Source organism: Mammaliicoccus sp. Dog046 (assembly GCF_034039665.1).
Classification (GTDB): Bacteria; Bacillota; Bacilli; order Staphylococcales; family Staphylococcaceae; genus Mammaliicoccus.
This window is the reverse complement of sequence record NZ_CP120131.1, coordinates 1,051,807-1,064,603: the sequence shown is the minus strand read 5'-3', so window position 1 is coordinate 1,064,603 and position 12,797 is coordinate 1,051,807. Positions and strand designations below refer to the sequence as shown.

The window sequence follows — 12,797 nt, the reverse complement described above, 5'->3', positions numbered from 1 at the left end:
ACATTCAATTTTCTATACAAAAAAGAAGCTGAGACATAACATTATGTCCCAGCCGCCGCTATTTAAATTATAAAATTTCTTTATAAGATGTGAATGGTTTATCGAAGGCTTTTGCTACTTCTTCATAAGTTAATTTACCTTGAATTGTATTCAAACCTTTTGCCAACGCTTCATTATCTTGACACGCTTTAACGTATCCTTTATTTGCTAATTGAATCGCATATGGTGTAGTTGCATTATTTAATGCGATTGTTGAAGTTCTTGGAACCGCACCTGGCATATTCGCAACTGCATAATGAACAACATCATGTTTTACATAAGTTGGTGCATCATGTGTAGTAATACGATCAGATGTTTCAAATGAACCACCTTGGTCAATGGCTATATCAACGAGTACTGAACCTGGTTTCATTTTCTTAACCATATCTTCTGTAACTAATTTTGGTGCTTTAGCGCCTGGAATAAGAACTGATCCTATCACAAGATCACTTTCAACTACTGCTTCTTCAATGTTTAACGGTGAAGACATCATTGTTTGAACTGTTGAACCAAACAAATCATCTAATTGTTGTAAACGTGTTGGATTTAAATCGATGATTGTTACATCTGCACCTAAACCAACTGCCATTTTAGCAGCATTTGTTCCAGCTTGACCGCCACCAATAATTGTTACTTTACCGCGTTTAACACCTGGTACGCCTGATAGTAAAATACCGATACCGCCATGTGTTTTTTGTAAAAATTGAGCCCCTATTTGAGTTGACATTCTACCTGCCACTTCACTCATTGGTGCAAGCAATGGTAATGAACGATCACTCAATTGTACTGTTTCATATGCAATTGCAGTCACTTCATTCTCTAACAAAGCATCTGTTAAAGATTCTTCTGCTGCTAAATGTAAGTATGTAAATAAGATTAAATCTTTCTTGAAAAATTTATATTCTTCTTTAAGTGGTTCTTTAACTTTCATGACCATATCCACTTGCCACGCTTCTTCTTGACTTACAATTTCAGCTCCTGACAATTTGTAGTCTTCGTCTGTAAATTGCGAACCGATTCCTGCGCCAGTTTCAACTTTAACGACATGATTTTGTCCAATTAAACTCGCTACGCCCCCTGGTGTTAGCGCCACTCTATTTTCGTTGTTTTTAATTTCTCTTGGTAACCCTATAATCATATTTCATTCCTCCTCGATACAATTCTAACGCCGCTAAATTGAAAGCGCAATCATATTATTCAATTTTTATATTATCTTTTTATTCTTAATTTTTAAAATATTCTAACTTCACTAATACTGTAACATATTTACAACAAAAAAGGTCAATATTTTCTATCTTTTAATAGTTAATATTTTAATTTTTTCAGAAAATTATGATATAATTAAATAAACGAACTAGGAGGCGATTTATATGTTAAGTTATAAAAATATTTTAATAGCTGTAGACGGTTCTACTGAATCAGAATGGGCATTCAACAAAGCTGTTGCCGTTGCTAAACGTAATGATGCTAAATTAACAATCGTAAATGTAGTGGATTCACGATCTTATGCAAGTGTCGAAGCCTACGATACACAAATTGTAAATAAAGCTACTAGTTTTGCAGATAGTTTATTATCTGGATATAAAGATTTCGCTGAGTCAAACGGCGTTACCAATGTAGCGACTAAACTAGAATTCGGTTCTCCAAAGACAGTTATTCCTAAAAAATTAGCCGTCGATTTTGATGTAGACTTAATTATGTGTGGTACTTCTGGATTAAATGCAGTGGAACGATTCATCGTAGGTTCGGTATCTGAATCAATCGTTCGAAACTCTCCATGTGACGTATTAGTTGTAAGAACTGAAACTATGCCAGAAGATTTCGAACCTGTTGTAGCTACTCAAGAATTATTCGACGAACATCATGATAAATAAACTTTCATAAAAAGGGAGCGAGACAGAAATCTAATTTATACAAAAAGATTTCGTAGTCCCGCCCCGGCAAGGATGACTAGAGTTGAAAAAAAGCTTGATACAAGCCCATTTTTAACTCAGTCATCTACTGCCAAGATACTAAAAGAGACTGAGACATTATTATTGTCCCAGCCTCTTTTTTATATAGTAAACATTATTTCTTTTGTTGATTCTCTCTTTTTTGTTTCTTCGCTTGTTCTCTACTTACGCTTTTAATGATTATTCTAATTAAACGCATTAATGCTCTTTCAGGTCTCATGAATTATCCTCCTTAATTTAGGGCATTAGTATGTTATAACCACTACATTAATAATTAAACATAGAAAAAAGTCTGAGACATAACATTATGTCCCAGACCTTATTGAATATTTAATTAACCTAAGTTACCGAACTTTAATACGTCTCTAGCAATCATAACTTCTTCATCAGTAGGAATAACAATTACTTTTACAGGTGAATGTGGATAGTTTATAAATGCTTCTTCACCGTGTAAACCATTGTTTAAACGTGGGTCCCAATAAACACCCATAAATTCTAATCCTTCTAATACTTTAGCACGTACTGTATCAGAGTTTTCACCTACACCAGCAGTAAATACAATTGCATCTAAGCCGTGCATTCTTGTTGCATAAGAACCCATATATTTATGAATTCTAGAAGCAAATACATCTAAAGCTAATTTCGCACGTTCATTACCTTCATTTGCATCTTGTTGAATGTCTCTTAAATCACTTGAAGAACCTGAAATACCTAGTAGTCCTGATTCTTTGTTAAGAATATTTAATACTTCTTCAGCATTTTTACCTGTTTTTTCCATAATATATGGAATTAACGCAGGGTCAAGGTTACCTGAACGAGTACCCATTGTAACACCAGCTAAAGGTGTGAAGCCCATAGAAGTATCTACAGATTTACCGCCATCAATTGCAGCGATTGACGCACCATTACCAATATGACAAGAGATAATTCTCAATTGATCTAATGGACGATCTAACAATTCAGAAGCTCTTTCTGATACATATTTATGACTTGTTCCGTGGAAACCATATTTACGAATACCAAAATCTTTATAGAAATTATATGGCAAACTGTATAGGAATGATTCTTCTGGCATCGTTTGATGGAATGAAGTATCAAACACTGCAACATGTGGAATGCTAGGTAATAATTTTCTAAATGCAGTAATACCCATTAAGTTTGCTGGGTTATGCAATGGTGCTAAGTCAGTTAATGATTCAATTTTATTTAATACTTCATCAGTTACAAGTGCTGATTCTGGGAATAATTCTCCACCATGTACAACACGGTGTCCTGTACCTTGAATATCGTTGATGTCATTAATAATGTTGTGTTTTTTCAATGCTTCTAACATGATATTAACTGCTACTTCATGATTTTCAATATCTAATGTTTCAGTAATTTTCTCCCCGTCTACTGAAATTGAAAATATTGAGTTCTTTAAACCGATTCGTTCGATTAGACCTTTTGTAATTACTTTTTCTTCAGGCATTTCAAATAATTGAAACTTTAAAGACGAACTACCGGCATTAATTGCTATAATTTTTGTCATTTAGACTTCCTCCTGATAATACTTTTCTATACTATTTAAACACTAATACAGTTACGAATCAAGTATTAATACAGTTTATGAAGAATGATTTTCTTTCATCCATTCATCAACTTCAGTTAAGAATGTTTGTAGCTGTGCTTGTGCCTTAAAGTCTGGAATATTTGCTAGCAATACCTCTACACTACGAGTGTTTCCAGGATCTTTTTTCTGTAGGATTAATAACGACTTACGTGATTGTTCTGTTTTAAACAATGCTTTCGGGAAATTCAAGAAAGCTTGCATTTCCGTTTCTGTTGCAATGTATTTTTGTAACTGTTTCACTTCTTCGCCTTCAAATAATTGACTTGGAACAATTAAAAATACGAATCCACCCGGTCTTGTCGCCGCTACAGCTTGTTCTAATAATAAATAATGACTATAGCTATGACCTTCTTCAAATCCTAATTTCATTTCTTTACTACGATCATCAAGTGGATAATAACCAACTGGTAAGTCCCCTACAACTACATCCGCATCTTCTAAAGGTAGTGGCATAATTGCATCTTGTGGGTATACATCAAATGGAATTTCTAAGAAGTTCGCTAAATGAATACTCACGCGTTGTAATACAGGATCTACTTCAATAAGATGATGCATTACAGTTTTTGCTTTATTTTGTTCATTAATTGTCGCACTTAGATGACCAGTACCACTTGCAATGTCAACAATATTAAGTGATTCCTTTTCTTTAGTAAACACATCTACTAAATAACTCAATATAAATCCAATTGAATCTGGCGTCATTTGATGATTAGGTTGAATGACTTCTTCTTTTAATAAACTTAAGTAAGCGAATTGAAAAGCTTTTCTACGCTCTTGTAAAGTTGATTGTTCTAATAAATCTCTTTGGTTGATATAAATATCTTCCATTGCTAGGCCTAAGTTCTCTATATAACTTTGCCCATTTTCGTCGTGGAGGTCTTTGCTTTTTACATCAAGTTTTTCAAATAATATTTCCATTATATTCTTTTCTTCAGTCATAATTGCCCTCTTTCGTATAAAAAGCTGCCCATTCAAATGGACAGCAATCTATGGTTGTTGATTAGTTTAAATTTTTGAATGCTTCTAATGCTTTGTCGTAATCAGGATGATTTGTTCCTTCACTTACGATTTCAGCATAAACTATTTTATTATCTTTATCCAATACAAATACTGAACGTGCTAATAAACGAAGTTCTTCCATTACTACACCAAAGTTTTGACCGAATGATAAATCACGGTGATCACTTAATGTAATTACGTTATCTAAGCCTTCAGCTGCACACCATCTTTTTTGTGCGAATGGTAAGTCATTTGAAATTGTTAAAACAACGCCATCTTGTTCATTAGCTGCTTCTTCATTGAATTTACGTGTTTGTTGACTACACACGCCTGTATCTAAAGAAGGTACGGCACTAATAAGTTTCTTTTTACCTTCATAGTCTTTTAAAGTTTTTTGAGATAAATCGTTTGCTAACACAGTAAAATCAGGTGCAATAGAACCTACTTTAACTTCCTCACCTAAAATTGTAACTGGTTCATTCTTGAATGTAACTTGCGCCATAAAAAAAAGCCTCCTTATTCTTGATATGTATATTTTATCAGAATTAAAGAGACTTTAAAATTCATTTGATTGTATTATCGTTATTTGAACGCTTTTTGAAAGTCATTTCTTAAAGAAATGTACTTATTTTTCAATACAACTGTTTCACCAAAGTAATCATGGATGCCTTTATGCTTCTTAGTAAAGGCAACAACAATGTATGGTAATCCAAGTAATGCACCAGAAATAATTCTGCCGATCCACTCTCTAAATAGTACATCAGTAAACTTGAGCTTACGTGCATCTTCTCGATATACACTTATACCGAGAATCATTTTCCCTAATGTTGCTTTAAAATAATAAGTCATAAGCACAAAGTATAAATAGAAAATGATTGCCGTTAACATGTTTTCTACACTGAAATATGGCGTTAACACATATTTATCTTGTATTGGTACTAATTTAAATAATGGAACTAAGATTATTGCTTTAAAACCTGCAAGCGCCAAAGTATCAATAACAAAGGCGATAAGGCGTATCCAAAAACCAGCAAATACAATAGATTTAATCTCAGACATATGTTTATTTACAATTCGTTCAACATCACTTTGTTCTCGAGAAGTAGCAACTTGTTCGAAACTCATATCAGCCATTTAAACACCCTCCTTATTCACCATACAAATACATTGGTTGTGGCGATTTATTTGCTTTAACTAATGATTCATATTTACTCAAATCATTCATTCCAAACATTGCTGACATTTTACTTTTTGCAGCAAGTGGTAAGTTAAAGAAGTTTCCTGATGTATCATAAGTAACAACCTGAGCATTTTTTGCTTTAATATTGTTTCTTAAATCTTTAATTGCATCATCTTCATATCCGATTTCATCAATTAAACCATTTGCTTTTGCTTGTTGTGCAGAATAAATTCTTCCATCTGCTAATTTCTTAACGTCTGCTTCTGACATATGTCTACCATTTTTAATGACATCTACAAATTGTTTGTAACTATCATCAATGATTGATTGCATAATATTGCGCTCTTCTTTAGACATATCTTTCATTGGATTCAGGATTTGCTTATGTTTACCAGAAGTTACAGATTCATCTTTAACACCTAAATCATTCGCTAACTCTGAATAATTAATGCTTGAAATAATAACACCTAAAGAACCTGTTAAAGTTTGTGAACCCGCATAGATTTTATCCGCTGGTGTTGAAATATAATATCCACCTGATGCGGCCATATTTTTCATTTGGACATACACTTTTTTATCTTTAGCTTTAATTTCTTCTAATTTCTTATGTATTTCGTCACTTTCATATGTACCGCCACCTGGTGAATTCACTTCTAATAGCACACCTTTAACGCTACTATCTTTTTTGATTTTATCTAGTTGTTTCAGAAATGCTTGATGGTCATATCCTCCACCACTAAATAATGAGTCTGATTCTCCCGTATCTTGAATTGTGCCGTTAACAGATAGTTTTACAATTTTGTTATTACTATCAGACCCGGATTGCACAGATTCACTAATTCCATCTGTATCAGTCACGCTTTTTTTCAATGAATCATCAAACATAAGGCCGACTGTACTAACAACTACACCACCAATTACTAACACTAGAGCAATGATAATTGCTATGATTCGCTTTGACATCGTATCTCCCTTTCTATTTTAAATATTTACATATATAATAATAACAGACTTTAAACATAGTGTAACTTTTGGGAGGAATTATTTATGCGTTCAAATCACCATATTTACCTTTTCACGTCAAAAGACCGGGATGTATTAGAGATATGCAAAAAAATACAAAGTGAAATGGAACCACATGGATTTGTATTTGTATCAAACTATAAAGAAGCAGATATCATTGCTTCAGTCGGAGGAGATGGCAGTTTCCTTCAAGCTTGTAGAAAGACCAATTTTAATAAAGATAAAATATACATTGGTATAAAAACAAAGTTAGATCAAAATTACTTATATGCCGATTTTAGTGTCGACGCGATTAAACATTTGATCAATTCTATTGATTCTAACGATGTTGAAGTAAGAAAGTACCCTGTACTAGAAGTAAACTTAAACGACCAAATGACATATATGTGTCTAAATGATTTTTATATTAAATCTAGTGTCATCAAACCAATGAAGATGGAAATCTATATTGACGATGAATATTTTGAAGCATTTAACGGAGATGGTTTACTAATTTCAACGCCAACGGGATCAACAGGTTATAATAAATCTTTAGATGGCGCCATCATTGACCCTAAAATTAGAAGCATGCAATTAACAGAGATTGCCTCATTAAATAACAATAATTTCAGAACAGTGAGTAGCTCAATCGTATTAGGTGATACACGTACACTTAAAATCACATTGGATAAAGAAGGTAATTATTATCCGATTATGGGCTTAGATAATGAAGCACTCAGCATTCAAGAAACAGACTTTATCACATTAAACATTAAAGACAAATATATACGTACGTTGAAACTACCTCAAAATTCATTTTGGAGTAAAGTACAAAGAAAGTTTTTATAAATATATTAAAAGCGCATTGCCTAGAATTTAATCTATACAATGCGCTTTTTTCGTTATATCGATATTATAAAATATGACTCGTAACGTAATCATAAACATTCTTTAATATTAATGAAATTGTTACGACAATAAATAAAACTTTGACGTATGATACGCCTTTTCTAATTGCAAATGTAACTCCTAAATATGAACCTACTACCATTGCGCCAGCCATACTTAAACCGTAAATGTAATTGACTTGTCCTAAAACCATAAATAAAATTAATGCTCCTAAATTAGATGCAAGATTTAAAAACTTCGCATTCCCAGCCGCATGTAAAAAATCTAAGCCGATTAATAACAATACAAACAAGAAGAACGATCCAGTTCCGCCACCTATGAAGCCATCATAATATCCAATAACAACGACGCCGACGATAAATAATATGGCTTTTTTAAGTGATAATTTTTTATATTGGTTAATGTCTCCCCAGTCTTTTTTCAAAATGGAGTAAAACGTGACAAGTGTTAATATAATAATCGCCAAAGGTTTAAAATACTCTGGTGGTAAATATGTAGCCGTTATAGCACCAAGTATCGAGCCAATAAAGCTTAATGGAAACAATTTACCTACAATATCAAAATCTACTTTCTTCGCTTTAACAAATTTCAACGTGCTTGTTAACGTTCCAAATGAACTTGCCAATTTATTCGTTCCTAAAGCTACAGCTGGATCCATTCCAACTGCAAGTAATGCTGGAAATGATATTAATCCGCCACCTCCAACAACTGAATCTATAAAAGAAGCGATTAATCCGAATAAAATAATAATAAGCAATGTATTTAAATCAAATTCCATTTGCAATTCTCCTCTACTTTATAAATAACGACATCCCAACGTCATTTTTAAAGTAGGTCATCCATCCACTCATCTTCTTGATTTTCAATTCGATCGTGTTTTGAAATAACTATCGTTTCCACGTTTGCAACAGCTTCGTCGATTAATGGTTCAAAATCAAATTTCGATTCAAAATATTCAACTTTTTCAAGTTTAGGATTTGTTTTTGGATTCTTAGGTGTGAAAATTGTACAACAATCTTCAAACGGTTGAATCGATAAATCAAATGTTTGAATTTCTTTCGCTTTTTTAACGATATCTTCTTTATCAAATGTTAATAAAGGTCTAAGTATCGGCATTGATGTCACACTATTAATCGCATACATACTACCAAGTGTTTGACTTGCAACTTGACCTAGATTTTCACCATTTACTATTGCTTGTGCATCTATTTGATGTGCAACTTTTTCAGTTACCCGTAACATCATACGTCTTGTACTTGTCATTGTAAAACTTTCTTCTACTACTTTATGAATTTGTTTTTGAAGCGCAGTAAAAGGAACAATATGAAGTTTAATATCGCCAGTTAAATGAGCTAATTGTTGAGTTAAATCAATGACTTTCTGTTTCGCTTGATCACTCGTATATGGTGGACTATGGAAATGAATCGCTTCAATAGTAACGCCGCGTTTCATTACTTCCATACCTGCAACAGGAGAATCAATACCGCCTGATAACATTAATAATGTTTTTCCACCTGTACCTACAGGAAGTCCGCCAACACCTTCAATCACTCTATTGTACATATAAATCGCATCTTTACGTACTTCAACTTTTATTTTGTGATCAGGTGTTTTTACATCTACAGAAATATGATCTGTATTTTGTAATACGTGTCCACCTAATGTCTGTTGTAATTGGAACGTATCATATTCAAATGTTTTATCTGCTCTTTTAACATCAATTTTGAAAGTATCGCCTTCTTTAAAATCTTGAGCAAATAATAAAGATACTTCTTTCATTACTTCGATATCTTTTTCTATTCTAACTACTGGGCTCACTGAATGAACACCAAATACAGATGAAATACGATTCATCATTTCTTCAATATCTGAACCTTCATGGACATCAATATACATTCTGTCTCGGTTTGCTCTTACTTTATATCCTTGTAACGGCATTAATCTACTTTTAATGTTTGATTTTAATTTGTTCACAAACATATTTCTGTTACCGCTCTTTAATGTTAACTCACCATATCTTACTAATATATGATCATAATTCATTGACTAATAACTCCCTTACTTCTTTATATACTTTATCAAAAGCCTCTTTAAATGATTCAACTTGTTCGTCAGTTAAATCTGATGCAATACTGATTCTTATACTACCTTCAATTCTTCGATTACTCAATCCCATTGCTTTTAACGTTTCATTATGTGAACTTTTTTTAGATGAACAAGCACTTGTTGTAGATAAATATATATCATACTTAGAAAATGCATTCACCAATACTTCACCTTTCACTCCAGGGAAGGAAACATTCAATATATATGGTGCAGCATCTTTAGGGGAATTTATTAAAATACTATCATATGTTTCTATAAACCCGCGAAGTTGATGACCCTTATCCGTTAATGTTTTAATGTGCGTTTCTTTCTGATCGTCCATTTGTCTCATTGCTTTCGCTAATGATACATTGATTGGTGCATTTACTGTACCGCTTCTCACACCAAACTCTTGTCCGCCTCCAAATATAATTGGTTTCAATGTTCTTAATTGATTGGTTGCGAGAATGCCAGAACCTTTAAGTCCATGGAATTTATGTCCACTTAAACTGTAACTATCAACAAGATTGATATTAAGAGGTATCTTTCCGTACCCTTGCACACCATCAACATGAAAATGTACTTTCGGATAATCTTTTAATATTTGGCTAACTTCTTCTATCGGTTGAATTTGGCCCATAACGTTATTTACATGCATACACGTAACAAGTATGACATCATCATTCATCAATGCTTTTAATGATGCTATATCTAACTTGCCATCTGAAGTCGTTTTAATATATTTCAAATTAAAACCTTGTTCTTCTAATGCGCGCATCGTTTCTAATACTGATGGATGTTCCATTTTAGTCGTTAAAATAGTTGAACCAAACCTTTTCTTTGTTTGAGCCATTCCTTGCAATGCCAAGTTATTAGATTCAGTTGCACCACTTGTAAAGATAATGTCGAACTTATCATCTAAATTTAAATATTGTTTTATGTTGTCTCTTGCTTTATCAATTAAATGCGCAATTTTCACACCTGCACTATGTGGACTATTCGGGTTAAAATAAAATTCTTTATTCATTTGATTAAATGTTTGAATAACTGCGTCGTCAGGTTTTGTAGTTGCTGCATTATCAAGATATATCATACGGTCACCTCTTTTTTTCATTCTACAATAATACCATAACTATCAGAAAAAAATAAGAGACTGAGACATGGATGTCTCGGCCTCTTATTAAATATGCAATTTAAGATTGTTTATGTACGTCTTCTTCTATTTTTACACTAATACCAGGTTCAACTTTATCAAGTGCAGTTTCTGCAATTTCAATCGCACGTTTGTATCTGTTATTAGCAAATAATCGTTCTGCTTCATTTAAGCTCTTATTCAATTCGTTATTTTCTTTTCTATATCTATTACCGTATTGAATAAGCGTTTCTGCATGTACAGCATTGATTAAGACGTCAGTCGTTTCATCTTCAAATTTGTTCATTTGTAATACAATGTTACTTACTTTATCTTTCACATATTGAACATTAATTGGACGTTGGCTAAAGATTTTATTCACTTCACGTATTTCATGATCGATTTCATTCTTCATAATAATGAATCTTTCAGGAACACTTGGTAAATTAGAAGCCAATAAGTTTCTGTAGATTTCTTCTTTTTTAGATTGTACACGCAACGTATTTTGTTGAGCTGTTGCTTCATCTTCTCTTAATGATACTAAGTGATTTTGAATTTTCTCTTGATTATCATTGATGACTTTAACATGTTCTTCTATATAAAGTAAGTTATCTTCTACTTCACTATAGCGAACATTCGTCTTAGCCATTTCTCCTAAGATTTCATCATAAACACTGATAAGATTTTGAATTTCATTCTCATATTGTCTTACTTTGTGTACATCTTCTTCAGAAATATAATAGTTTTCTTTAACGTATTCAATTTCTGTTTGTAATGTATAGTTCATGTCTTTTGCATGGAACAATTCATCTGTAATAATTTCTTTTGATTGTTCGACTGTATTTTTAGATTTAACTTCATGTTCAATTAAATCGTACATATCGTCTAATGAATCATTGATTTCATTTATAAGGTTTTCTGCTTTCGTTAATTCTAATCGACCGATTAATGGTTCAACTAAATTAAGTTTACCTCTTAACGTTTGTAAAGTACCTTCTACTTTAACATGCTCTAAATTGTAACCTTCTACTTTTAAATCTCTGCATCCAAATTTCAAATCTTGGAATTGACCTGGCAATTCCTTTTGAACGTCTTTAATTAATAACGGAATTTCTTCCATGTCTTCTTGCATACGTTTCATATCTGTATTTAATTGATCGATATGTCCACTAGCTTTAATATAATGTCCTTCTTCAACTAGTTCTTCGTACTGTTCTAGTCTCGGTAAAAATGCTTCTATATTTTTCTCGATTAAATCTGCTGCATCCCCAAATTGATGTCTATTCGCAAGCACTTCACGTTTTGTTTCTCTATAAACTTGTTTAGATTCATTGTAAAGTTGATCACTATTTTCCACTGATGTCATTAATTCTGTAACACTTTGAGTTAAACGCGTATATTTCTTTTCGATGCCATCCATAACTTTGTTGGCGTCGGCGATACTTTCCTCTGACTGTGAAAACTTAAATTTATCTAATTCTGCATCTGCATCATGAATCTTTGCATCTACAACCTTTAAATCTTCGTTTAGAACGGTTTGCCATTCTCTTTTAAATTGGTCATACTTGTCCTTAGCTTCACCATGGATGTTTAATTTTTTAAGCTTAGCTAATTCATCTTGAAAAGGTAGCTGTTTAATCTTTTGCTTACGCTGCTCAGTCTCAGTAATCAAATTTCGCTTTGATGTACGCAACCATAACATTATACCAATACCAATTAATATAATGATAATAATTGCAAGTGTTATATAAATTGCCATTATGTATTCTCCTCCTAAATCGTTCTCTTTATTATAACGTAAAATAATTATCCAACAAACCTTTTTCTATGCAAATCACATTCAAAATCTTAAAATAGATTTATAAACTATAAAATTATTGAAATGAG

Annotated in this window: 12 protein-coding genes; 2 read left to right on the top strand and 10 right to left on the bottom strand. The window is 32.4% G+C overall.

Going from position 1 to position 12,797, the window contains the following annotated elements; genetic code table 11:
- Nucleotides 1-67: 67 nt before the first annotated feature.
- Nucleotides 68-1,177, bottom strand: coding sequence for an alanine dehydrogenase (gene ald / locus P3U32_RS05400; protein ID WP_323704588.1), 1,110 nt, complete (start codon nt 1,175-1,177; stop codon nt 68-70).
- A 232-nt stretch (nt 1,178-1,409) separates the two neighbouring features.
- On the opposite strand from ald, the gene P3U32_RS05395 reads away from it, so the two are divergent.
- A complete protein-coding gene (locus P3U32_RS05395; RefSeq protein ID WP_323704587.1) occupies nt 1,410-1,913 on the top strand; it encodes a universal stress protein in 504 nt (167 codons plus the stop codon).
- A gap of 412 nt (nt 1,914-2,325) precedes the next feature.
- Here P3U32_RS05395 and P3U32_RS05390 read toward each other — a convergent pair whose 3' ends face one another.
- The 5 genes from P3U32_RS05390 to sppA all read right to left on the bottom strand — a co-directional run bounded on the left by P3U32_RS05390 (nt 2,326) and on the right by sppA (nt 6,745).
- Entirely contained in the window at nt 2,326-3,522 is a 1,197-nt protein-coding gene (locus P3U32_RS05390) for an acetate kinase (RefSeq protein WP_323704586.1), read from the bottom strand.
- Nucleotides 3,523-3,597: 75 nt separating this feature from the next.
- Nucleotides 3,598-4,542, bottom strand: coding sequence for a class I SAM-dependent methyltransferase (locus tag P3U32_RS05385; protein WP_323704585.1), 945 nt, complete (start codon nt 4,540-4,542; stop codon nt 3,598-3,600).
- Between the two features lie 61 nt (nt 4,543-4,603).
- The gene (gene tpx, locus P3U32_RS05380) at nt 4,604-5,104 is read right to left on the bottom strand and encodes a thiol peroxidase (RefSeq protein ID WP_323704584.1); all 501 of its coding nucleotides are present in this window, start codon (nt 5,102-5,104) and stop codon (nt 4,604-4,606) included.
- 80 nt (nt 5,105-5,184) lie between these two features.
- Nucleotides 5,185-5,736: an RDD family protein gene (locus P3U32_RS05375; protein ID WP_323704583.1), complete on the bottom strand. Its 552-nt coding sequence runs from the start codon at nt 5,734-5,736 to the stop codon at nt 5,185-5,187.
- Nucleotides 5,737-5,749: 13 nt separating this feature from the next.
- Nucleotides 5,750-6,745, bottom strand: a complete 996-nt coding sequence (sppA, locus tag P3U32_RS05370; protein ID WP_323704582.1) for a signal peptide peptidase SppA — start codon at nt 6,743-6,745, stop codon at nt 5,750-5,752.
- Nucleotides 6,746-6,829: 84 nt separating this feature from the next.
- Here sppA and P3U32_RS05365 point away from each other — a divergent pair, with 84 nt between their 5' ends.
- Nucleotides 6,830-7,633, top strand: a complete 804-nt coding sequence (locus tag P3U32_RS05365; protein WP_323704581.1) for an NAD kinase — start codon at nt 6,830-6,832, stop codon at nt 7,631-7,633.
- Between the two features lie 64 nt (nt 7,634-7,697).
- On the opposite strand, the gene P3U32_RS05360 is transcribed toward P3U32_RS05365, so the two are convergent.
- The 4 genes from P3U32_RS05360 to ezrA form a co-directional block, all read right to left on the bottom strand.
- Complete coding sequence (locus P3U32_RS05360; RefSeq protein ID WP_323704580.1) at nt 7,698-8,471, bottom strand: sulfite exporter TauE/SafE family protein; 774 nt, start codon at nt 8,469-8,471, stop codon at nt 7,698-7,700.
- A gap of 47 nt (nt 8,472-8,518) precedes the next feature.
- The gene (gene thiI / locus P3U32_RS05355; RefSeq protein ID WP_323704579.1) at nt 8,519-9,736 is read right to left on the bottom strand and encodes a tRNA uracil 4-sulfurtransferase ThiI; all 1,218 of its coding nucleotides are present in this window, start codon (nt 9,734-9,736) and stop codon (nt 8,519-8,521) included.
- A complete protein-coding gene (locus P3U32_RS05350) occupies nt 9,726-10,871 on the bottom strand; it encodes a cysteine desulfurase family protein (protein ID WP_323704578.1) in 1,146 nt (381 codons plus the stop codon). Before P3U32_RS05350 ends, thiI begins: the two co-directional genes overlap by 11 nt.
- A 100-nt stretch (nt 10,872-10,971) precedes the next feature.
- Entirely contained in the window at nt 10,972-12,669 is a 1,698-nt protein-coding gene (ezrA, locus tag P3U32_RS05345; RefSeq protein ID WP_323704577.1) for a septation ring formation regulator EzrA, read from the bottom strand.
- Between the last annotated feature and the right edge of the window lie 128 nt (nt 12,670-12,797).